24 protein-coding genes are annotated in these 24,874 nt (G+C 26.9%); 20 read left to right on the forward strand and 4 right to left on the reverse strand.

The features are described from left to right. The 6 genes from EIH23_RS15585 to EIH23_RS15610 all read left to right on the forward strand — a co-directional run. Positions 1–348: hypothetical protein (locus EIH23_RS15585; protein WP_206425665.1), on the forward strand; the 348-nt coding region annotated here is incomplete at its 5' end. A 23-nt stretch (positions 349–371) separates the two neighbouring features. Beyond that, positions 372–1,334 carry a ParM/StbA family protein gene (locus EIH23_RS15590; protein ID WP_122641343.1) on the forward strand — a complete coding sequence of 321 codons (963 nt, stop codon included), beginning with the start codon at positions 372–374 and terminating at the stop codon, positions 1,332–1,334. A 245-nt stretch (positions 1,335–1,579) separates the two neighbouring features. After that, positions 1,580–1,915, forward strand: a complete 336-nt coding sequence (locus EIH23_RS15595; protein WP_122641344.1) for a hypothetical protein — start codon at positions 1,580–1,582, stop codon at positions 1,913–1,915. A gap of 1,278 nt (positions 1,916–3,193) precedes the next feature. Then, positions 3,194–4,456, forward strand: a complete 1,263-nt coding sequence (gene tetA(P) / locus EIH23_RS15600; RefSeq protein ID WP_006440994.1) for a tetracycline efflux MFS transporter TetA(P) — start codon at positions 3,194–3,196, stop codon at positions 4,454–4,456. After that, positions 4,440–6,398 carry a tetracycline resistance ribosomal protection protein TetB(P) gene (gene tetB(P), locus EIH23_RS15605; RefSeq protein WP_006440995.1) on the forward strand — a complete coding sequence of 653 codons (1,959 nt, stop codon included), beginning with the start codon at positions 4,440–4,442 and terminating at the stop codon, positions 6,396–6,398. Before tetA(P) ends, tetB(P) begins: the two co-directional genes overlap by 17 nt. 191 nt (positions 6,399–6,589) lie before the next feature. Further along, positions 6,590–6,868 (forward strand): hypothetical protein, encoded by a 279-nt coding sequence (locus EIH23_RS15610; protein ID WP_035284861.1) that lies wholly within the window; start codon positions 6,590–6,592, stop codon positions 6,866–6,868. A gap of 340 nt (positions 6,869–7,208) precedes the next feature. On the opposite strand, the gene EIH23_RS15615 is transcribed toward EIH23_RS15610, so the two are convergent. From EIH23_RS15615 to EIH23_RS15630, 4 genes are read right to left on the reverse strand one after another with little or no spacing between them, the layout of a single operon-like run. Then, a complete protein-coding gene (locus EIH23_RS15615) occupies positions 7,209–7,973 on the reverse strand; it encodes a hypothetical protein (RefSeq protein WP_122641345.1) in 765 nt (254 codons plus the stop codon). Between the two features lie 2 nt (positions 7,974–7,975). Then, positions 7,976–8,353, reverse strand: coding sequence for a zinc ribbon domain-containing protein (locus EIH23_RS15620; RefSeq protein WP_122641346.1), 378 nt, complete (start codon positions 8,351–8,353; stop codon positions 7,976–7,978). Beyond that, positions 8,347–8,631, reverse strand: a complete 285-nt coding sequence (locus EIH23_RS15625) for a hypothetical protein (RefSeq protein WP_122641347.1) — start codon at positions 8,629–8,631, stop codon at positions 8,347–8,349. Before EIH23_RS15625 ends, EIH23_RS15620 begins: the two co-directional genes overlap by 7 nt. A 14-nt stretch (positions 8,632–8,645) precedes the next feature. Further along, positions 8,646–9,179 carry a sigma-70 family RNA polymerase sigma factor gene (locus EIH23_RS15630; RefSeq protein WP_257560007.1) on the reverse strand — a complete coding sequence of 178 codons (534 nt, stop codon included), beginning with the start codon at positions 9,177–9,179 and terminating at the stop codon, positions 8,646–8,648. 1,021 nt (positions 9,180–10,200) lie between these two features. Here EIH23_RS15630 and EIH23_RS15635 point away from each other — a divergent pair. The 14 genes from EIH23_RS15635 to EIH23_RS15700 all read left to right on the forward strand — a co-directional run. Continuing rightward, positions 10,201–10,866 carry a hypothetical protein gene (locus tag EIH23_RS15635; RefSeq protein WP_122641349.1) on the forward strand — a complete coding sequence of 222 codons (666 nt, stop codon included), beginning with the start codon at positions 10,201–10,203 and terminating at the stop codon, positions 10,864–10,866. Next, the gene (locus tag EIH23_RS15640) at positions 10,856–11,911 is read left to right on the forward strand and encodes a hypothetical protein (protein ID WP_122641350.1); all 1,056 of its coding nucleotides are present in this window, start codon (positions 10,856–10,858) and stop codon (positions 11,909–11,911) included. The genes EIH23_RS15635 and EIH23_RS15640 overlap by 11 nt, the downstream gene beginning before the upstream one ends. A 220-nt stretch (positions 11,912–12,131) precedes the next feature. After that, entirely contained in the window at positions 12,132–13,592 is a 1,461-nt protein-coding gene (locus EIH23_RS15645) for a 3'-5' exonuclease (protein WP_122641351.1), read from the forward strand. Positions 13,593–13,723: 131 nt separating this feature from the next. Next, positions 13,724–14,875: a coiled-coil domain-containing protein gene (locus EIH23_RS15650; RefSeq protein ID WP_122641352.1), complete on the forward strand. Its 1,152-nt coding sequence runs from the start codon at positions 13,724–13,726 to the stop codon at positions 14,873–14,875. Between the two features lie 254 nt (positions 14,876–15,129). Continuing rightward, positions 15,130–15,777 (forward strand): recombinase family protein, encoded by a 648-nt coding sequence (locus EIH23_RS15655; RefSeq protein WP_122641353.1) that lies wholly within the window; start codon positions 15,130–15,132, stop codon positions 15,775–15,777. A gap of 757 nt (positions 15,778–16,534) precedes the next feature. Continuing rightward, positions 16,535–18,085: a hypothetical protein gene (locus tag EIH23_RS15660; RefSeq protein ID WP_122641354.1), complete on the forward strand. Its 1,551-nt coding sequence runs from the start codon at positions 16,535–16,537 to the stop codon at positions 18,083–18,085. 263 nt (positions 18,086–18,348) lie between these two features. After that, a complete protein-coding gene (locus EIH23_RS15665) occupies positions 18,349–19,011 on the forward strand; it encodes a hypothetical protein (protein ID WP_122641355.1) in 663 nt (220 codons plus the stop codon). A gap of 235 nt (positions 19,012–19,246) precedes the next feature. After that, positions 19,247–19,603, forward strand: coding sequence for a hypothetical protein (locus EIH23_RS15670; RefSeq protein WP_122641356.1), 357 nt, complete (start codon positions 19,247–19,249; stop codon positions 19,601–19,603). 273 nt (positions 19,604–19,876) lie between these two features. After that, entirely contained in the window at positions 19,877–20,941 is a 1,065-nt protein-coding gene (locus EIH23_RS15675) for an MmcB family DNA repair protein (RefSeq protein WP_122641357.1), read from the forward strand. A gap of 271 nt (positions 20,942–21,212) precedes the next feature. Then, positions 21,213–22,589, forward strand: a complete 1,377-nt coding sequence (locus EIH23_RS15680; protein ID WP_122641358.1) for a hypothetical protein — start codon at positions 21,213–21,215, stop codon at positions 22,587–22,589. Positions 22,590–22,798: 209 nt separating this feature from the next. Then, complete coding sequence (locus tag EIH23_RS15685) at positions 22,799–22,987, forward strand: DUF6364 family protein (protein WP_122641359.1); 189 nt, start codon at positions 22,799–22,801, stop codon at positions 22,985–22,987. 130 nt (positions 22,988–23,117) lie between these two features. Continuing rightward, a complete protein-coding gene (locus EIH23_RS15690; protein ID WP_122641360.1) occupies positions 23,118–23,939 on the forward strand; it encodes a ParA family protein in 822 nt (273 codons plus the stop codon). 12 nt (positions 23,940–23,951) lie between these two features. Continuing rightward, entirely contained in the window at positions 23,952–24,284 is a 333-nt protein-coding gene (locus tag EIH23_RS15695) for a ribbon-helix-helix domain-containing protein (RefSeq protein ID WP_122641361.1), read from the forward strand. A 350-nt stretch (positions 24,285–24,634) separates the two neighbouring features. Beyond that, positions 24,635–24,874, forward strand: a 240-nt coding sequence (locus EIH23_RS15700) for a hypothetical protein (protein WP_164489104.1), incomplete at its 3' end; no start/stop codon positions are given.

Consider the following 24,874-nt stretch of genomic DNA (forward strand, 5'->3'; position numbering starts at 1 on the left):
AAAAGAGGTGAAAAAATGTCGGAGAAAAAAACAGTAACTCTACAGATTCCAGTACCAATATCTCTTGCTCAAGATATCAAAAACTTAGCAAAGTTAGATGAACGAAGTATGGCGGTTTATTGTAAAAGAGCATTACAAGCACATGTAGAAGATGTTCTTGGAATTAACACAAAAGAGATGCAGATGGAAGAGATAAGAAAAAACTTTATAGGAAACGTATTAGCAATTAATGATAATTCAGATAGCAGAAAAGATGATGAGGTGTCAGATGTAGTTAATACAGTTGAAATAAAGAAGACTGAAACTAAAAATAAAAAAAGACCTGGGAAAATGGTCGTAGGATTATAGCAAAATTATAGGAGGTTATTAATATGGCATTATTAAGAAGAGTAGCAGTAGATTTAGGTAATCTATATATAAAAGGAGTTGTAAGAGACCAAAAAACTGGAAAGGTTATAAAGAAAAAAATATCAAATAAAATAACTACTGAAGTAGATATAAAAAATAGTAAAACTCGTAAATTACAAAGAGGTGGTAATACATACTATATTGGCACAGGTAATTTAAACAACAATATATTAAAGCACACTAGACAACATATTCTTGATCAAATTTTAGTTATGATAAGTGAACTTATAGATGATGAATTTGCAAAAGTTAGTGTAGCATTAGGATTGCCACCTGCCCAACTAAACAATGAATCTTTTAGAAGAAGTTTTTTAAATGAAATACCTATAGGTGAAGAAATTGAATTTAGAGTTGATGATTCTTATAGAAAAGTAGTTATAGAGTCTGTAAAAACTTATTATGAAGGATATAGTGCGTTTTATAATCTTATAAATGTAGGTGAATATGATGATAATTTATTAGTTATAGACGTTGGGGGCGGAACAATAGATTGCTGTTCGTATAAGTATGATATAGATGATGAAACACATAACCCGGTTAGAACTCATACAGTAGAAAAAGGAGCAATAAATCTAATAGAAGAACTTAGACAGTACATAAATAAAAAAATAGATGGAAATGTATCTTTTGAAGATATAGATGATTGCATAAGAGCAGAAAGAGAAACTTTCAAATATAGAAATGTAGAATATAAAATAAGTGACTATATAAACTCTATAGAAACAACTGTAGATAATATAATGAACAATATTGATAACAAGTATGAAGGATTAGATAAATATCAAATTGTGTTCGTGGGCGGAGCTGCTAAATTATTTAAGATACATGCATCCAAGAAAGTTGCTAATGAATTTGAACTTAATGAAGACCAAAGATTCTATGCAAATGCAGAAGGGTATTTAGAACAACTTGAAGATGAAGAATAAAAAAAGAGAAGATTTTACAAAGTTGCGCCTTGTAAAATCTCCTCTTTTAAATAAATATCTTATAAATTATAATAACACATAAATACGTTCTTAGGAATGTATTTATGTGAAAAAATATCTTAAAATTAGGATATATTTTAAATAGGAGTTAAAAATGATACAATATAACCGATTCTTAATTGTAAAAAAAAGGTATTATTGTTATAATTTCAAAGGACATAGATTATAAACATAGAGGTAAAATAATGGAAAAATTAAAGGCTGATTTATCAAAAAAGATAATAGAAAAAAATTTAAGTTGGGAAATAGATGAAAAGGTTGAGTATATTAGAATATCTACTAAAAGGGGTTATCTTCTACTATTATACTCAGATGTGAAAAATAAATATGTAATTGCTTATATATTTAAAGATGAAAGATATAAAGATATTAAAGATATAGATTATATAAATAACGACATATCTTTAGCTAGAGAAGAATATGATGAAATTCTAGATGTAGATAAAGCATTAGAATTTATGATACCTTTAGCAGAATTTGGAGATCGTGATCCAAGTGAATTTCTAAGCTTTACAATATAAGTAGAGCACATAAATATTAATCAAAAGTTAAGACACTGAAAAGAAAAAAATAACACCTAAATAGAGAAATAATTTAACTAAAAAAGTACTATATAATTTATATAGTACTTTTTTAGTTATTGTACGGTGCGAGATTATTTTTGGCTCTGTTAGCCATCTTCGTGATAAATATTACATAAAAACAACCACACATTAGACTTTTCAATACATTGAATTCTAAGATGTGGTTACTTTTATAGCTTACTATAAATTGTTCGTAATATATTAATATTGTGAACAATTTATAGTAAGTTATAGAAGTAACCATATCTTAGAATTCAATGCATTGAAAAGTCTAAGGCGTGGTTATTTTTATGCTACATTTATCACGAAGAACCGTATCACAAGTAAGTGCGAACTTTACCAAAATTGGATATATAAATGAAAGGTAGGTCTGCTTTAATTCTGCAATGAAACTCACAAAAATCTAAAATTTGAATTTTTGTAGGTTATTGTAGTTTTATTCATAGGTTCTTCGTTTTTCACCTATTTCAGCAAATTAGAATTTGTTTTTTCTAATCTATAGTATTGAAAGAAATTGTAAAACATTCCACAAATATATTTTTTATATTCATTTCAGATTTAGGTTAAAGTTAGTAGTTATTCTTTTGTGTATATAAGTTATTTGAAGTAATAAAGTTTCAATTGAATTTGGATAAATATGAATATAAAAGTATTGAAAAAAAATAAAAGTTTATATATAATGTAATTATACTAAAATATAAACATGAAAAATATAAATGTAAAGGAGATGTAAATATGCGCAAAGAGGTAGTTTTTAACTAAACTAACTGAATAAGGATTATTTTAAAAAGTATATGAAAAAAATCTTGGATAACTCAAGGTTTATTTGTGGTAGAAACAATTATTAATAATATTGATATTACCATGTCTATTTGTGTACTCTAAAAATAATCAGTATTATAATGAGCATATTACATCTTTATTTGAAGAATAGGAAAACTGTGTTCTAAACACGGTATTTTTATGCCTATTTTTACTATATTTATAGATATGATATAAGACTTTAATTTGCATAGCTTAATCATAAGTTATATAAATTAAAGTTGTATATTTCATGTTTATATTTAGGTTATATAATTATGAGGCTGTAAGTGAATTATGTTCACTTACAGCTTTTTTTATTTAAGGAGATTATTTTGATGATTTATATATTTAAATATGAAGATTATGAAAAACAAATAAATTTTTTTAAAAATACTAGGATGGTGATTATTAATGGTTAATAAACTTTCAGCATATAAAACTTATTTATTATTTTCAGCTATTACAGCAATGTGTTTTTCACTAGTAGCTACAGTTATGATAGTGTATCACATTGAAACGGTGCATTTAAATCCACTTCAGCTTATACTTGTTGGAACTACTTTAGAAGTAGCATGCTTTATATTTGAAATTCCTACAGGAATAGTTGCAGATGTGTACAGTCGTAAACTATCTATTGTTATTGGTGTAGTTTTAACAGGAGTGGGATTTATTTTAGAAGGTTCTATTTCTAGTTTCGTTTTCGTACTTGTAGCACAGATTGTATGGGGATTAGGTTCTACTTTTATTAGTGGATCTGTTGAAGCTTGGATTGCGGAAGAAGAGAAAGATAAAGATTTGGATAAAATTTATATAAAGGGAGCACAAGCAGGACAGATAGGATCGGTTATTGGAATAGTACTAAGCACTGTAATAGCTAATTTATCTGTAAGACTACCTATTATAGTTAGTGGAGTCTTATTTATAATTCTTGCATTATTTTTATGGTTATATATGCCAGAAAATAATTTTAAATCATCTGCTCCAGAGGATTTAAATACTTTTAAAAAGATGGGATATACCTTTAAATCTGGTCTTAAATTTATAAAAAATAAACCTATAATTATAATTTTGCTTTCAGTAACTTTATTTTATGGATTATCCAGTGAAGGTTATGATAGACTTTCTAATATGCATTTTTTACAAGATACTATGCTTCCTAAACTTGGAAACCTTAAACCAGTGACTTGGTTCGGAATTTTTGGAATTGCAGGAATGATATTGAGTGCTATAGTAATGCATTTTATGGAAAAGAAGCTTAAGGATGATGATAAGAATAAAAATGGAAAGCTGTTATTATGTATAAATATATTTTATATATCATTTATGTTCATATTTGCTATTACAAAAAGATTTAACTTAATGCTAATAGCTTATTTAGCGACAAGTACCTTTAGAACTATAAATGAACCTATATTTAGTGCATGGCTTAATGGACATATAGATGACAAGGCCAGATCTACTGTACTTTCTATAAATGGACAAATAAATTCCTTAGGTCAAATTTTAGGTGGACCAATTATAGGAATCATAGCTACAAATATTTCAGTGAGTATGGGTATAGCATGTACTTCGTTATTAGTAACACCGGTATTAGTGTTATATATTGTTGCTATGATAATGGATAAAAAGGTGGTTGATAGAGTTGGAGGTATTGATTATGAAGAAAATAATTAATATAGGAATCGTAGCACACGTGGATGCAGGAAAAACAACTATAACAGAAAACTTATTATATTATAGTGGAGCTATAAAATCAGTTGGAAGAGTTGATTTAGGCAATACACAGACGGATTCTATGGAGCTTGAGCGTAAGAGAGGGATTACCATTAAATCATCAACCATATCTTTTAATTGGAATAATGTCAAGGTTAATATTGTTGATACTCCAGGACATGTGGATTTTATTTCGGAAGTTGAACGTTCATTAAGTGTTTTAGATGGAGCGATACTAGTTATATCAGGAGTAGAGGGTATTCAGTCACAAACAAGAATATTATTTGAGACATTAAAGGAGTTAAACATTCCAACAATAATTTTTGTAAATAAGCTAGATAGAATTGGGGCAAATTTCAATAAAGTATTTGAAGATATAAAGAAGAATATGTCCAATAAAGTAGTTAGATTACAAGAAGTATATGATGTAGGAAGCAAAGCTGTTTATATAAAAAAACTATTTGATACATGCATGATAAATGATGATGCTATTGATGTTTTATCAGACTTAGACGAAGCATTTTTAGAAAGATATATTGGTGGAATAGAACCTGATAAAGAAGAAATACAAGAAAAGCTTTCATTATATGCAAGTGAAGGAAGTCTATATCCAGTATTTTGTGGTGCGGCAGCAATTGGACTTGGAGTTGAAGACTTATTAGATGGAATTTGTAGTTATTTTCCATTTGCAGGTGATGATTGTGAAAGTGATTTATCTGGAGTAGTATTTAAAATCGAAAGAACAAGTAAAAATGAAAAGAAGGTTTATGTAAGATTATTTGGAGGAAAAATATCTGTAAGAGATAAAATTCAAGTACCTAATAAGGAGATAGCAGAAAAAGTAAAGAAAATTAATAGGTTAGAAAATGGGGGAGTTGTTGAAGCACAGAGGATAGAAGCAGGGGATATAGGTATTTTATATGGACTTACAAGTTTCCAAGTGGGAGATGTTATTGGAATTTCAAATGATAAAATTAAAAATATATCTATAGCTAAACCAGCATTAAAAACAACAATTTCTGCAATTGATAAAGAAAAAAATCCAGAGCTATTTAAAGCATTAACATTACTTGCAGAGGAAGATCCACTACTAGAATTAGAGATGAATGACATAGATAAAGAAATTTATGTCAACTTATTCGGTGAAGTTCAAATGGAAATACTAAGTTCCATGTTAGATGATTTATATGGAATAAAAGTAGAGTTTTCGAATATTGAGACTATCTATAAGGAAACACCTAAAGGTTTTGGAGCGTCAATAATGCATATGCAGGAAGACTTAAATCCATTTTGGGCGACAGTAGGCTTAGAAATAGAACCAGCAGGGAGAGGCGAAGGTCTTAGGTATATTTCTAATGTTTCAGTAGGGTCATTGCCAAAATCTTTTCAAAATGCAATTGAAGAAGCAGTTATTAAGACAAGTAAACAAGGATTATTTGGATGGGAGGTTACAGATGTAAAAGTCACTCTTAGCTGTGGTGAATTTTTTAGTCCAGCCAGCACTCCAGCAGATTTTAGAAATGTGACACCTATGGTATTCATGGAAGCATTATATAAAGCACAAACTGTTTTATTAGAGCCATTACATGAGTTTGAGTTAAAGATTCCTCAAAATGCTTTAAGCAAAGCGGTATGGGATTTAGAAACTATGAGGGCAACCTTTGATAATCCTATTGTTATAGGGGATGAATTCTCAATAAAGGGATTAATTCCAGTAGAAAATTCAAAAGAATATAAAATGAAAATAGCTTCATATACAGAAGGTAGAGGAATGTTTGTGACAAAATTTTATGGGTATAAGGAAGCTTCAGCTGAATTTTCAAAAGCACGCAAAAAAACAACGTATGATCCATTGAATAAAAAAGAGTATTTGCTTCATAAACTAAACGCAATTAGAGATTAAATTTAAATAGATAAGTTAAATTTTTATATGTAGGATTTAAATATAAGACATTCAAAGCCTAAAAGTAAAGGAAGGGTCGTCTGAAGAAGATGAAGACCCTTCCTTTTTTCATGTTACTATGCTTAATTGTAAGTGCTTGAAATTTGTAATATAATGTAAATAAAGTTTTTAATAATAAGGGGACGGCACAAATGAAAATCGACTTTAAAATAACAAAAGATGACTATATAAGCTTCAATTTACATCATTTAGAAAACTCGAAATCACAGAAAAGTACATTTAACATACTTAGATATGCTGTACCCATAATACTTTCTATACCAATCTACTTTACAGGAACGGGGATATTTAATCAACCGAGTATATATTGGATTATAGTAGCGATAGTTTTTTTAGTCATTTGGATTTTAACATATCCTAAGCAATACAAAAAATTAGTAGCTAAAGAAACTGATAAACTCATAAGTTAAGGAGATAATTCATCAATATTTGGAAGTAAGACTTTAGAAATTATTGATGGGACAATAGTAGTAAAAGGGGATTCTATATCAGAAACAGTATCGTTAGAAAGTATAAAAGATGTAAAAGTTTACGAAGATATGATCCTTATATATAAGTGGATTTGTAGCTCATATAATTCCAAGGAGATATTTAGATAAAGAAATAGAGAAAGAACTTATGAAAGAGCTTAAAAAATATAAGGCTTTAGAACAATTAAAGTAAAACGTGCTCCTTTGGAGGTGTAACGGAGAGGGCTAACATAGCCTAAATAAAAAATGGGTAAATCCAAATTATGAATTTACCCATTTTTTATTCTTTTATTTCTAATCTTAAGACAACCATTTTTTCATTTTTATTTAAATTCTTTTGAATAGATTTTTCGATTTTATCTTTACTTTTATTAAGCTTTGGTGAGTAAGTTTTATATTTTCCATTTACTTTTATTCCCCTTGTAAATACAATAATTGGAATGTCTTCATTTACATTTAAATCTATATCTTGAGCAAATGCTGCTTCATTATAATTTGTAGGACAGTAATATTTTGTACTTTCTAGGATTTTATTATTTTGAACAAGATGTATTGCCATATCTCTTTTACTTCCTCCACCCATAAAAGTATCTTCATAAATTATTTGTAGCTTAGGTGTTCCTAAAATATCTTTTGACAATAGTTCTTCTGTACTTACTTTTTTATCTCCTTCATAAAAATCTGAATATAATTTTATATTATACGGTTTAGCTAATTTCAATCTACTTATTTCCATTAATTCTGGACAAATTATATTCATCTGTTTCTCTATTTCAAGACTTTCATCACTTCCTGATGAATATTTATATATATTAAAATCACCAGTAGGCTTTTTTCTAAGAGCATTTTCTATATCTTTTTCAAATCCTCCATCATTAAAATATACATCAATCTTTTCCTCAATTACTTTAGGACTATCTTGTTCTTCAATACCTATAGACATTTGAGAGAATATATATATTAATGATGTTGGTATAATTGCAATTAGAGCCGATAATATAATTATACAAGCAAAAACTTTCTTATTATTTTTTATTATTTTCATAATTACTCTCCCTCTATTTTATCATTACAGTATGGACAGTATTTCCATTCATCTTTCAATGGGCTACCACAAGTTTTACACTTTTCCTTTAACTTCACTCCACAATTTGGGCAAGAAGAAAAACTACTGTATATTTTAACTTTGCAGTTAGGACATTTTGATGAAAATGCTCTTGTTACTAATAAATAAGCTATTAACGGTAATGGCAGTAATATAGGTAAAAAAGTTGGTGTTAGTGCTAATATAGCCCATAGTATTCCCCACTTATCTTCTCTTTTTTTACTATCTAGATATATCCATACAACTTGACCTATTGTAAATACTATTATTAAAAAAAACACAATAAACATAATCATAATTTGCTTACTACCTATTAACATAAATTCCCCTCTCTCTTTTCTATTAAAACTACTGATAATACTAACAATACGAAAATATATATTTTCATTCCAAATTTCACTAAATTATTTGCTCCAAATAAAATCACAAATAAACCTTGACCTAAAACTGATGTAATTATCATTAATGCAAAACAAATAACTAGTAGTTTATTTTTTCTTTTTTCCTTTATTTTAGATGCTTTTTCAACTATAGCTAAAGTATCTATTTCTTTTATATAATCTATTGCTTTTAAATTATCATCTTTTAAATAATCCAATTTATAACCTCCTTTTAGCTTAATATTTCTCTTAGTTTTTTAATAGTATTATGAATTCTAGATTTTGTAGTACCACTAGATACTTTAAGTATTTCTGATATTTCTTCTATTGAATAACCATAATAATGTTTCAAAATAAATGATATTCGTTTTTCATAAGGCATATTATTTAAATGATTTAATGCTTCTTTGAACCTAATATGATTTATCAAATCTTCTTCTCCATAATGACTAACTTTAAATTCAAAATTATAATTTTCTGTTCTTACCTTATTTTTTCTAAGATAATTCTTATAAGTATTTATGCCTATTGTAATTAAATAACTTGAAAATTTGCTATCGCCTCTAAACTTAGTTATATTTAGAGAGGCTTTTAACAAAGTGTCTTGCACTAAATCTTCTGCCAAATCTTTATCTCCTGTCAATTTTATTAAAAATCCATAGAGCATTTGATAGTTATTTTGCAGTAATAAATTTAAACAATATTTATTTCCCTGCCTCGCTTTATCTAAAAGCTCTTTATCCTCCAAAACTAATAAACACCTCATCCCATTTTTTAACTTACTATTTTGCTATATACTATTAAGACACATAAATCTAAAAAAAGTTCATTTTAAAATTATAGTTTTAATTGAATATGTTAAGTTATATTGAAAGTCATTTTTATAGTTAGTTCACATTATATAACAATTGCGAAGTTAATTATATTGTATCATTTTCAACACTCATTTAAAACATAGCCTATTGTTAAAATACAGGAGCTACAGCTGACAGCAACAACGACATAGCTATGCACCAGATATAAATTAATACTTAATTTATATCTAATACTAATATATTGATAAATTTTTTAATAAATAGTTATAAATATACTACCAAATATGTATTATATAGTAGAATTTTTTGGCCGTCAGGGAGTACCCCCCAGGTAGCCAATTTCAAAATTCGACGCCTTGATATAACTGCGTTATATCAAGGCGTGGCGTAGGGACCCCCCCACTTCGGGTAAATGCTGAACTTTGAATTTTAGTTTACTTTATATTTTTGGGAAAAATATAAAACAAACTAAAATTAACAAAGTTAGCATTTCCTAGCCTCGCGGGGCCCCCTACGCCATCGAGAATTTTAGATTTAAATTGCCCCCAAAAAAAATGCTACACACGTACCTGCGGTACTTAGTGTGCATTTTCTAAGGGGGCAATCTTAAATCAAAAATTCAATCAACTGCATCGTTTCATATAAAGGTTTTTTGGGTTATCAGGTATCCGAAATTTATTTTTTAAATTTATACTTTTATTTATAAAAAATCATTTACTCCAAATGCACCTTACGTCACATTTGGAGCCAAGACCAAATGAGCCAAGACCCAGGGAGCCAAGACCCAGGGAGCCAAGACCCAGGGAGGCAGGATCACAGGAGGCAATTACGCTTTTTTTAGAAAAAAAAGCTTGGCAAAAAAAATGATCCCAGGCGGAAACTACGCTTTTAGAAAAAGCTTAGCAAAAGGATTAATGGAGGCGGGACTACTAATTAATACTATCTATTCTTAATAAAGGGGGGGATTATACTATGACAAGTAGAGTTAGAAATAAAGATAAAATTGTTAAACAAAATATTGATACTACTCTTGAACCAACTGAAGCGGATGAAGAAATTCTCCACATGGCATATTTGAACGGTGCGATATCTTATCAATTCATGATAGATGAAAAAGGCTATACTACAAAGAGATTTAGACGTTTTAAAAAATTAAAACATATAAAAATTCATACGGAAGAAGTTGAAAATCCAAAAACAAATAAAGTTGAAAAGAAATATTTATTCAGTTTGAGTAAGGAAGGCAGAGCCTATGCAGCAAAACGTGGATGGGGAGCATTTTGCCAGCACCTAAATGGTTATGAGCATACGTTGAAGGGGGAACAGTTACTAAATAAATTGGTAACTAAAGAAAATATAAGTTTAAATAGTATAATAAATGAAAATCAACAAAAGCAACTATACTCAGCAACGATAGATGATGCAAAGGAAAAGTTAGATATATTAAAAGAAAAAGCACAAACCAAAAAGGAGAAAAATAAAATAGGATCAATATCAGTTTGTGATTTTTTATATAGAGATAATGATAATAAACTATATTGCTATGAAGTAGTAACAGATAATTATAGAGAACATCAAATTAGAAATAAAAAAAACTATGCTAAATACGTGATCGGAGGTGAGTATCGTGAGTTCTAATAAGATAAAACATCTAAGTGATAAAGAAAAAGAAGAAATGCAAATGAAATTTATAAAAAGGTATCAAGTGGTTTTTGATTTACTGGAAAGGTGTCATATGATAAATCACACGCAACTAGAATTTTTCACAGGTTTATCAGAGCGTACAAGTAGAAGATTTGCAAATGAGTACCTAGAAAGAAGAGTTGTAAAGATAAATGATAAAATAACTATTTTAGATAAAGAAGATGATAGATACAAAAGTGCAGGTAAAGCAGATGAAATATATAAAGAACTCATTGAAAAATTACCTCGTGGGCAAAATACTTTATTAAAATTAAAAAATAGAGCATTTAATTTGTTAGGTAGTACCAATAGAGAAATATCTGCATCTTCTACTAAACTAGATAATGCCAATCTAAGAGCAATTGAATATAAATTAAGAAAAGAATCAGATTTAAAAGAAACTGAGAATATAAAAAAATATTTACTTGCTGGTGTAAGGTTAACAAGAGATAAAAAATTCTCAAAAGGTATTCTAGATAAGAATAATAATGTGATAAATAAAGATAGAGCATACTATGACTTAATGTATTCAGACCTGGTAATGAAAGGATATAACCCTCAAGTATTTCTTAATAAATTTATAATAAATAAAATTAAAATAGAGAATAATTCAACAGCATTAATTTATGTAAATTATGTATTTAAAGATACAACACCGAAGCAGATTCCAAGCCATATAGATACTTTATTAGCATCATTTGAACTATTAAAGGATCTTAATTATAGAAAATTTAAGACTAATAATATAGATTTGAAGTTTATCTTACAGATATACTCAACAACATGTCTAAATGTAGCTGCTATTGAAAAGGCAATATTGAATGAGTATAGAGTTTTTAATAATAATTATTACTCGATAGAGCATCAAGTATTTCCAGATAGAAGTGAAATTACAACTAAACGGAGCAACCTAGATGTATACTATGAAAGGCTATTTAATAAGACCAATAAATATTTTATTTATGATGAACAAGATAAAAGGTTTAAAATATATTACTAAAACTATAAATTTTACTGTTGCACAAGGAACAATAAAAAGGTGGTAGATACTGATTATATCAATATTTATCACCTTTTTTATTAGGGTGTTTAATACAACTTATCTAGAGCGTAAAAAAATTTAATAAAAAATATATTTATATATTTTTTATTAATAAATGGCAATACTTTTCAAAAAAAATAATCCTGGTATACTATCTTAAAAAGGAGGTATAACATAGATGAATAAAAAATTAACTAAAGGTGAAATTAAGAAAAAAATAACAGATTTAATAAAAGATAAATTATTCGTTTTAGGCAAGAAAGATATACTAGAAACGCTTGAACGTTTAAATATAGATATAAATACAGAAATCAGTAAAGATGATTTAATAGCACATATTAATAATAAAATATCAAAAAAGAAAACCACTATATACTATGAATTATATAAAGACCATAAAAAATACTTTGGTATAGGTCCAAGTACGGTTGAGGATTTATTAAATATAAGCAAATATGAACGTTTAAAATTACAAAAGCATAATAGGCTTCCTATAAATTATTACTTTGAATGTAAAATGCGAAGAAATTATGTTGATGTACCTATGTACGATATAGAATTTGTGCTAAGTAAGATAGGTACAGAGTACGTTGTTAAGTCTCTTACAGCAATAGATAAAGTAAGTAAAGAGAAAGCAATGATGAATAGAAAAATAAAGCAGAAAGAAGAACGAGATTTATCTAAGTTAGATAAATCTATAGCAAAAATAGAATCAAAAAATAATAGACTAATTAATAAAATATTCAAATCAAATAAATACATACATTATCATAATAACGTTGAGGATTTAAAAAATGCTATAATGAATCTGGTAAAAAATGAATGTATATTTAAAAGCAAATCTAAAACTTTATGCTGGAATAAGGATTATAAACTAATAGCATATAACACTATGAAAGCAACAATATCACATGAAAAGTCTAAGATGAAGTTATCAATAACATTTATCCCATTAACTAAGCTTAGTAAGAATACCGATGAAGTTACAAAATTAATTTCATTAATGGATATACAAGTTATACGAGAAGATCTTATATCTATTGAAAAAGAAAAAAGCAAGGCTATAGAAGATATAAAAAATAAAATAATTATATTTGATACTGAAACTACAGATTTATCACCAGGGCAAATTTGTCAGCTAAGTTATTTTATATTAGATAGAGATAACCTTAAAGATGGGATAAAACTTGCAAGAAATATGTTTTTTAACGTAGATAAAGTATCTTCATCAGCATTTAATGTTCATGGTTTATCTGAGGTTACTTTAGCTGAACGAAGTCAATTTTATACATTTAAAGACTATGCAGATATTATATATAATGATTTTGAAAATTCATATATAGTAGGTCACAATTTAGATTTTGATGAAGAATTTTTATTTTATGAATTAGAGAAGTCTATAAATAAAGTACCTAATATAAGTGGAGGATGCTGTACTATGAATTTCTATACAGATATACTTCAAATACCTCATTACTATGGCTATAAATGGCCTAAATTAGAAGAGGTTACAGAATTTTTAGCTATATCTGATTCAACTATTAAAGAATTAGCAATAAGTCAATTTAATGAATGTAACAACTATCATGATGCAAGATTTGATTTAGCAGCAACTTACTTAATTTATATAAAACTATAATAGTATAAATAGAAAAATGCACATTATTTAATTAAATGTGCATTTTTAATTAATTTTTAGTTTTAATATTTTTTGACTAAAGCAGGTGCATATGTTAGTATTAATACTAACATATACCAATGGAGGTTAACATGAATATAAAAGATAAAGTTAAATTAGAAAAAATAGAAATTGATGAAATTAAAAATAACTTAATAAAATTAAAGTTAAAAGAAGAGGATCTTAATAAAGCATATAAAGAATTAAAGAAAGATAAATCTAATAATATAAAAGAAATAAAACAAATAGAAAAAGATAGACTACTAAACTTGAAAGCAATAGAAGAAATGGAAGCAGAAATAACTCAAAAAGAAGATGATCTAGTCCATTTTGCAATACATAACGGATATGATATCACAACTGAAGATATAGCTATAATACTGGACAGCACGACTGATTACGTAACTAGAAAACTTAAACAAGAAATTGAACATATAAATATTAAAAAATTTGAAACAGAAGAAAATATCCTTAATTTCAATAAGTTCAATATACTAGAAATATATAAATTAGATCAAAAAAGTATATTTTTTTATAGAGAAGATGTAAAAGAGTTTATCAAAAATCACCTATTTAATGTAGAAGAGAAAACAGTAAAATTAAATATGGAAGGTATCGATTTAGATAGAAATACGATATTAGAAGAATCGAAAAAGTATTTAAAAGAAAAAGCAAAAAGATATAAATTTAATACTCCTGTGACTGATGAAATTGCAAATAAGATAATGAATAAAGAAATTGTTTTATCTAAAGCATCTACAGTGAGAACATTAGTTTATCAATATAAAGTAATTAAAGATGCTATAAAAATGAAAAAAATAATACAAAAAATATATAAAGATAATCTTGGTTTAATAAAAGATGAAGTGATATTAGAACAATATAAATTATTAAATGAATATACAGAATATGAGAGACGTAACTTTACAGATAAAAAAATATCAATAATACATGATATGCAAGTTCAAAGATATATAAAAGCGAATGGTTATACTAAGTATAATTTTGTATATTCAAATAAGGCTCTAGCATTATTTGATACAACTAAAGCCTTTGGAAAAAATGCAGCAGATGAAGCAGAAATAATAGCAGCAGATGATAAGAAATTAGAAATAGATAGTGTAGAAAATGGTATATTAACAATAAATGTACCAGAAGCGTTAATACATGATAATTTAGAAAATGAAATAAGAAATCATTTGAAGGTAGTAGAATCAAGTTCATTACCTGATAAAAAAAGTTAAGAGAAAATATAAAATTTCTCTTAACTTTTTTTATACAAACATATTCCATAAAAGTATACTAGGAGTGGAAGAAAATAAATGGAATTGTAAAAAATGATGAAGATTATAAAAAATATAATAAATGCTTAGATTTCAATGTTTTATAAATAGAATTTTAAATAATAAATATAAATTAAAAATTCCGTTGAATTACATATACTTTTGGTGGAAAAAATGGTATAATAAATTATATATAATTTATTGGAGGGATTAAAATGGACTTTTTCTACGCAAGAATTTCATCCAGCTCACAGAACTTAGGTCGCCAGTTAGTTGAAGCTAGAAAGTTAGGAATAACAACTGAAGGTGAGGATTTATTTATAGATGAGCAAAGCGGTACAAGTTTTAATCGAACTGGTTTTATAAAGTTAAAAGAAATATTAAAAGCTAGAAACTTAGACGGATCGAAAGGAGATGTATTATATGTACATGAACTTGACCGTTTTGGTAGAGATTATGATGAAATAAAAAAGAACATAGTGGAGATAGAAAGTTATGGAGTTAATATTAAATTTATGGATATACCCCTTATAGAAACCACTGATGAAGCTACTAATAAGCTTATAAGAGATCAATTTATAGCTACATTAAGTTATGTTGCTCAAAAGGAAACAGAGAAGCGAAAAGAAAGACAAAGGCAAGGATATAACGCCCTTTCTAAGAATTCTGAAGGTAAGTTAATAGGTAAGAATGGTAAGGTGGTAGGAAGACCTAAAAAGCCGTTACCAAAAGAATTTGGAGGATACTACGAGTTAATGCAAAAAGGGGATTTAAAAGCTACGGAAGTAATGAAAATACTTGGAGTAAAGAAAAGTAGATTCTATGAAATGAAAAAAGAATATGAAGATAAAATAAATAATTAAAAACTGGGGAATATGTTAGTATTAATACTAACATAATGCCCAGAGTTATATTTTAGACCTGTTTTTACAAAAATATTTTAATATTGACTTTTTGTACCTATAGATATAAAATTAACTTATTAAAACATAATAAAAGCCTTAACAAAGTACTTACTTAATTGGTCGGGAAACCAACTAAGTATTAAACTTATCAACTGCGGGAACAGTTGCAAGAGTTAGTAAATGTTAAAGCTCTTAATTTCTAATTAATTTATATATTAATATTACCAAAAATATATGATTAATGCAAGAGTTAAGAGTAAAAAATGTTCTATTTTACAGACATTTTTACATATATGAACTTTATGCCTATTCTCGTATCGAGTTTAGGCTTTTTTAATATAATTAATTTCAAATCAAGAAAACATTATAATTGACTTAATATTATATTAAATATACTATTAAAATACTAATAAAAATAAAATAATGCAAAAAAAGATAAAAAAAAGGAACTCAGTTTGCCGACCAGTTCCTTTAACAAAAGCTTGATTACCAAATTCATTACTTTTGTGTACATACTTTTTTTAAATATAATAAGATAATAACAAAATTAATGTATATCTGCAAGTATATAGAGTAACTTTAAGAAAGAAAGTTTCGACAAAATTCTACAAATTTCGATATAGATATAGATATAGATATAGATATAGATATAGATATAGATATAGATATGGTAATGGAGCATTAGTCTTTTTTGTATAAAAAATTGGAGGAGACAATGAACCTAGCAAAAAATCCATCACAAATAATACACGAAATATATACAACTGAATACATAACAACAGATGATTTTTTAGAACAATTTAATTTTTTATATAGAAACGTTCCTGATAAAAATCAATACTATGTTAAAATGATGAATAAATACGAGTATCTAGGTCATGGAACCAGTAGCGAAATGGTTAGACTAGATAAACTATTAAAGAAAGAAAAAGTTGATTGGTATTTACATGGAGAAAGAGCAAATCCGTTTGTTACACAAAAGCCGGATATCATTGATTTTTATCATTCACTAAATCTATATGGAGATTTAAGAGAAGAAGACGATAAAAGAAAAAGGCTTATGACAACTGATAATATAAAATTACTTGTAGGAATGATGATAGATATAGACATACAAAATAGTTTTTTTAATAATATGGAAGCTTATGAAGTATATGAGTTTCTTAAAGAGGAAAAAATAATCGGTGAAGTAATTCCACGTGTAAATGCTGTTGTTTATAGCGGAGCAGGACTACATTTAATTATAAAATTTAAATACCCCGTTCCAGCTACAGAAAAGTCTAGGAAATTAGTTAGCAATATGCAAGATTGCTTCGCAAATGAGATAAGAGAGTATTTAGTTGTAAATGGGAATAAAAAGTTAAAAAATAAAAAGTTAAAACTAGATACACTAAGTCTAACAACTAGTACAAGAGTAAATAAATCTTATAACTCTAAAAATTTTAATAGAGTAAAATTTTTAATAGTAGATAAAAAATTACAAGAACTTAGAGAATTACAAGTAATTTTTGATAAAATAAAGCCTTATAGTAGAGAAAAAAATGCTCCTCAAAAAGTAATGCATTTAGGTATGGCAAAGACTGCAGGACAAGCTAGAAAAACATATATAATGCTAGAGGATAGAAAGAATGACTTAATAAAACTGCAACAGTCCTATTCAGAGCATTGCGAAGGACATGAAGAACAAATGTGCTTTCTGTATTGCAATTTTACAATACAGCAGTTAATACATAACTATATAGATACTGAACTTAAAAATGATATAAAATTCGAGGATATAGAGCTAACAAAGGATTTAAAAAAAGAATTCTTTGATATAGCATATGAAGAAACAACAACGTTTAATGAAGGCTTTATAAAGCCTTATAAACCTCGCCAAATGCGTTCTAAGATGAATATACTAACTAAGAAAAATTATAAATTTAGTACACCTAAAATAGTTTTGTGGCTAGACTTGCATGAAGATATACAATGGAATTTAAAAACTATTGCAATACCTGAAGTTGTTAAAGCTAGAGAAAAGGTTAGAAATAAAAAGAATGCTGAAAAGCGTAAAGAGGAAAGACGTGATGAAAATGGATTAACTGAGAGGGATCGGGATACACAAAAAAATATAGATAAAGTCCAAAAACTAAAAGCTGAAGGACTTACACAAGTTAAAGTATCTGAAGCATCAGGATTAAGTAAGAGTACCGTAAAGAGACATTGGAATAGAGCAGCGTCATGGGAACAAGATTGGGTAATGAAAAACTGGAGTGATAAGTAAAAAAATAGGGTGTCACGAAATAGCACGTATATATGGGAATATATACGAAGTATATATTCTCTTCGCAATTTTTTATAATGGAGTTAACATTATATTTAATTCCTTTTTCAAGTATAAGGTCTCACGAAATGGCACGTATATATGGGAATATATATGAAATATATATTCTCTCCTAGTTTTTAGATTCATTACTTCTTTATCTATATACTATTCTATCTATCCATCCCTCTATCTTTCAAAATCAGCTCTAGGAGGACCAATTAATGTTTAATTTAAATAAAGAGATAGAAGAAGTTAAGTTAGAGTACTTTATAATCAAACAGTCCAATGAAGGTCTAATAGAACTTGCATTAAGTGATATAGCTGAACTGCTAAATGTAAGCAAGTCAAAGGCTCAGAGGTTAATAGATAAATTCATAAAGCTTAATATATTAACTATCGAGAAGAAAAGTACATCAAAAAATACTAAAACTGTATATAGATATAATTATGCTACTAACATTAATACTAATGTTGATACTAATAAATGTGTAAATATAAATGAATGTGTAAGTGAAGATGATACAAATAAGGAAACGAAATGCAATACAATTATAGATATATGTGAACAAAAGTTTAAATTAAACTCATCTATTAAAAAAGAATTAAAGTTATATGAAGGTGAAGTAGATATAGAACTTCTTGAGTATATATTAGAGAATATTTCAAATAACGATTATATTAAAATCAAGGACAAGTACTTACTAACTACATTAAAAGATATGAAAAAGCATAATGTAAAAACTATAGAAGATTACTATAAATATACTGAAAAGCATAAAAGAGCAAAAGACATACAAGAAAGAACGAAGCATTGGAACTATACTCCAGATATAAATGAAGACATAGACTTTGAACGTATAGTTGAAATGTCAAGGAGCAGATAATATAGCTATAAGCGATTTGAAGCATATAGAGAAGCCTTTTGTGCTTTAAATAATACTAAACTACCATATAAGTTATAAAGATACTGTATAGAGGCTTGGTCCATTATGCAGTATTTTTTTATTCTATATTGTATTTACTCGATCTAGTGTTTAAATTTAAAGAAAACGGAGATACTTTCATATAGTTATATAGTTGTTAACCTATGTAACATTAGAGTTATTTAGGGAGGGTTTTATGAATAAGGAATACTTAGAAAAACTTAGTTTGGAAGAACTTTTAAAATTAAAAGATGATATTGAAGATAGAATATTAGAACTAACTAAAACAAAGAAAGAACCTGTTATGCTTGAATTATACTACGATTCTGGTAAAGGTACTGGAAAAGCGTGGGTTGCTGAGGTAGATAAGAAAACAAAAAAGATACTAAAATTCCTGGATGCTGAATCTAATGTAAAAGAAGAAACATACAGAGGATATAAAGTGTTTTTGATAAACAAGGATGGTTATTATCTATCAAATCAGATGGGAACAAGATCAAAAGACGAAAGGGTTTACTTTAAAGTAGTTAATAATCAATATATTCCTGAATAAATATAATGGTGAATCTTAGAAGTAAAGTTATAGAAATAGATATAATTTAATAATAACTCTAAGCGATTTAAAGCATATAGAGAAGGCTTTTATACTTCTTATAATACAAAACTACCATACAGAATATAAAAATACTGGATAAGCTTAATTAATATATCCAGTTTTTTTATATTTTCTAGTTAAAAATAAATTTGACAATATTTTTATTGAAAAGTACTATATAAATTATATAGTACTTTTATACTTTATTATATTATTAAGGGAGAACTAAAGATGAAAGAACAACAGATTACTATAACTAGAGAACTTGAAGAACTTCAAGCTATAGAACAAGAGATTAAAAACGTAGTAGACGTAGACAAGAAAAACTGGGTTAGGTTTTACTTACTTATAAAGAAAGTAAAGGAGAAGGATCTATGGAGAGTGGCTGATAAAAAATCATTTACTCAATGGGTAAAAGATTTATCTATAAAAACAAAAACTCATGAATCTATAATCTGGAATAGGTTTCGTGCGGGTGAAATATATAACTCATATGCTAAAAGAAAAAAAGAAGAAGGTATCGAGGTTAAAAATATAGAGGATACAAATATTTCTGCAGATTCTTTGGTTATTTTAGATAAGATAAATAAACACGCACCTGAATTGGCAGATGATCTAATTGATAAAGTTATGAATAATGAAATTAAAAGAAAGGATCTTGTTACAGCTTATAATGCAATTAGACCCCAGGAGGCTGATTTTAGAACAAAAGAACAAATACAAAGAGCAGTTTCTAATAGTGATGAAACAAATAATACAAAAGATAAAATAGATTTGGATGAAGTACAAGATAAGATTACAGCTGCAAACATAATAACAACATTAAGTCAGTTGCAATGGTTAGGTAAAACAGCTACAGCTACTACAGGATTTAAAGGATATAGAAATAGAAGTGAAGCAGATACAAGAATAAATGAAAAGTCAAAAGTCTTTACGGAGTTTAGAGTTTTTACAGGTACAAGCAGAAAGAGTAGAAGAATAGATTTACTTACGATTGAAAATCTAACAAAGGATCAGTTCCAAAAACATGAAGTTAATATACATGGCGTTGAGATTAAAGTTTCAAAGTCCGATCTTATTAATGATAAAAAATACAGTGAATATGCTGAATTTGTTGATTTTATTTGGTTGGCTATACCTTTAGAATTAGTTGATTATGCTAGAGAAACTAAGTTCAAACAATGTGGAATAATAGCGGTAGATAAAGACAATGCGGTTATTGTAGAACAGGCGGAAAGGTTAAAACCTGAGATGAGGATGCAGACTTTAACAACAGCTACATTGAAAATGATGTAAAAATACTATAAAAAAGAAAAACTCATAGAAAAGTATAAATTAACTAATGATTTATATATTTCTATGAGTTTTTTATTGAAAATAAATAAAGTTGACAGTATAAAATAAAAGTAGTAAAATATAGGTAACTTTAAGTTACCTAATAAAAACGTTGAAAAATACACATTTAACTATGGTAACTAAAAGTTACCTAATAAAAAGTTTAAAAAAACATTGAAAAATACAAAAAAATAAAAAGTAACTTTAAGTTACTTAATCCAAGGAGGATAATATGACTGAAAATATTAAATTAGAAAATAAATTAAAAGCACTAGAAGGTAAGCCTGATAATGAATTAATACCTGTTAAGTTAACTGTTGCTCAAGTAAGACAGATGCTTCAAAATGGAAATGGTGAAGTTGTTTACCATAAATTATATGCAGATATAATGGGAAGAAAAAATGAGCTAGAGCGAATGGTAGATGAACAATTTAAAAAGACAGAAATACAGAAGTATAAAGGACAATTAAAACAGTACGTTGATAGTATATGTACGACAATAGATCATATAGAGAACTATACATACTTCTATGTTGATACAGCTGTAGAAAAACAAGAAGAAAAAGTGAAGATTTTAGAAGAAAAGTTAATAGAATTAGTTATAATTGAAGATGAATTAGAACAGGTTAAACTTATAAATGAAGAAATAAAAAGAAGATATGAAGAACTACATGGTAGACATAATAAAGTTATAGATGAGAAAAATACTCTTGAAGAAATGAATGAAGATATAACAACAAAGCTTGAAACTATAGAAGCAGAGTTATCAAAAAAACAAGAAGAACTTACGACAGTGACTAATAAGTTAAATGATTTATTACTATCTCATAAAACAGAAGTTGATAAATTAGTTAATCAATTAAATGATGAACAAGCTAAAAGAGTTGAGAGTGACCAAAAAGCATACGAAATTTCTTTAAAAGAAGAGAGCTATAAAACAAGAATAGCTGAAAAGGATCAACAACTAAAAGAATATCAAGTGCAATTTAATGAACAAATTAATAATAACCAATTATTAATGGAAGGGCTTAGAAAAGAAAAAGATGCAAAAATAGAAGAATTACACTCTAAAAATAACTCATTAAGTTTACAGGTTAATAATCTTAGAGAAGAAAAAACTAAGTTAGATGAAGTAGTAAAAACTCAGGAAACTAGAATAGGTGAGCTTGAAAGTGAAAGAAATAATCTTGAAGTAAAAAATAAAAACCTAGAAGATATTAAGCTAAAAAATGAAGGTATTATAAAAGAACAAGAGAATGCCTTACAAACTGCCAATAAAAAATATGAAACTGATATAAATAAAGTTAAGAAAGATGCTGAAAATGAAAAACAACAGGTTTTAGAAGGATTAATAAAATCTCACAAAGAAGAACAGGAAGAACTTAAAAAGCAAATAGCAGACTTACAGGTAGACCTTAAAGTTAAAAATGAAATGAATGGAAAGTTAGAAGTAGAAGCGAAAAAAGTACCTGGACTTCAAGATAAACTAACTACTGCAGAAGGTAAATTAAATGCAGCTATAGATGAAAGAGATAAATTTGAAAAAATGTATGAAGATTTAATGACTAAATATACTGAATTAGTTGGATTAGCAACAACTAAAAAATAAGATATAGACCTCCTAAGTTAAGGAGGTCTTTTTATATACTACTACCAGGTGGATTAGATGGTTGAATTAAACTACTTTAACTATACGTATAAATAAACTATATAAATTAAATGGATTATATAAGCAATATAAAGGATTTAAATTATAAGTATAGAACTAATACATCAAGTATATTAACTTAATAAAATAGGTAAAAGGAGAGATATACAATGTCTAGTTCAAATAAACGTAAACTAACACTTAGTGTAGAAGATAAACTAATTAAAACACTTAAAGTAAAAGCGATACAACATGAGGTTTCGGTATCTCAACTAGTTGAAGTTTTCGCAATACTTGCAGAACGTGATAAGAAGTTATTTAAAAGTATAATGGATAAGTATAAGAGTGAAAGTATGTAATAGATTGAAAATGTTGAATTTGATTTATTTTTAAATTGTGTATATAATAAAAATACATTAAAAATAAATCTTTCTAATTTGTTTTTACATTAATTTTACATTAAAAATAAATTAGAAATTGGAGGACTATATGAAACTAATTGCGAACTTCAACATCAAGGGAGGCGTTGGAAAAACTGCATTAAATATTCTAACAGGTATTAGACTTGCACAAGAAGGTAATAAAATTCTTTTTATAGATGCAGATTCTCAATCAAATTTAACTGAATATTTCTTTGATGTTAATCATAAGGATAAGACTATTGCAGATGCATTATTAAAACAAGAGCCAGCAGAAAATGTAATATTAAAAGGTGCAAATGAAAAACACCCAAATATTGACCTTATACCTTCAACTATCGATATATGCACATTGTCTGAAGATATATCAAACTTCAGGGCGAGGGAAATGGTTGTTGCTAGGTGGATGAAATCAAATATAAATATACTAAATCAATATGATTATATAATAGTTGATTTATCACCATCTATGGAATTGATTAATAGAAACTTCCTATACTTAATGGACTCAATTATCTTTTTAATTGAACATGGAGACGTTTCTTCGCTAAGAGGTATACAAAAGTTCAATAAAGAATACATGAAAGATTTAAATGAACTTGAAATTGAAGATAGTACTAAAAAAGCAACTTTAATAAATAGTTTTAAAACTGGTAATAGAAGTATTATTAATTACTTTAATGAACAATTAGAAATATATAAATCACTAAATATAGGAGCATTCTTAGAAGACTCTTTATTAGATACAGTTATAAATGAAAGTGATGTTATAAAAAGAGCATTACTAGAACAAGAAGATCTTAGAAATATAGATAAGAGATACCGTAATAAAAAAGTAGAGCAACAGTTTGAATCTTTTATAGAAGAATTAAAACAAAAAGAAATATTATAAAGGAGTATTGATATGGGAAAATTAAATAACTTACAACTACCAGATGAAACAACTACTGGACAAAGTAGAGTTGCTAAAACAACTAATGAAGAAAAATTAGGAAATGGACTTCTACCAGGTGCAGATGCAGATATAATGGATTTTATTACAGTTAGAAAAAGTTCGAAAAGAGAAGCAGTTTCTGTATACTTTGATGAAGATGTAATGGATAAATTAAAAACTATATCTGAACAAACAAAGGTAGCTATAAGTAAAATGATAGAACAAAGTATTGAAGGACTTACTAAAAATATAGAAGCAGATCAAAATCTTGTTAAACAATATAATAAAAAGAAAAAGAAATAATAATAGTTATAAATAAAAAGTATCTCTGTAAATAGAGATGCTTTTTTATTTGTATTTTTGAAATGTAAAATTATAAAAACATAGTATTCAACTGATATATAAAGAAAATACAGTTATTTTAATTTAAAAAAATGTTAAATAATTGCAAATTAAATGTAGTTTAATTGTACTTTTAATGCATATTAAATGTAGTTTTAATGTAAATATAAATTAAATTACATTAAAATTACATTAATTTTAATGTAATTTTAAAATAAGTATTGACTTAAAATACATTATAGATTACTATATAAATAAGTTAATTTTACATTAATTTTACATTAAAATTACATTAAAAAAGAGGTGAAAAAATGTCGGAGAAAAAAACAGTAACTCTACAGATTCCAGTACCAATATCTCTTGCTCAAGATATCAAAAACTTAGCAAAGTTAGATGAACGAAGTATGGCGGTTTATTGTAAAAGAGCATTACAAGCACATGTAGAAGATGTTCTTGGAATTAACACAAAAGAGATGCAGATGGAAGAGATAAGAAAAAACTTTATAGGAAACGTATTAGCAATTAATGATAATTCAGATAGCAGAAAAGAT

Origin of the sequence: Romboutsia sp. Marseille-P6047, from assembly GCF_900604535.1 — a bacterium.
Classification (GTDB): Bacteria; Bacillota; Clostridia; order Peptostreptococcales; family Peptostreptococcaceae; genus Romboutsia_E.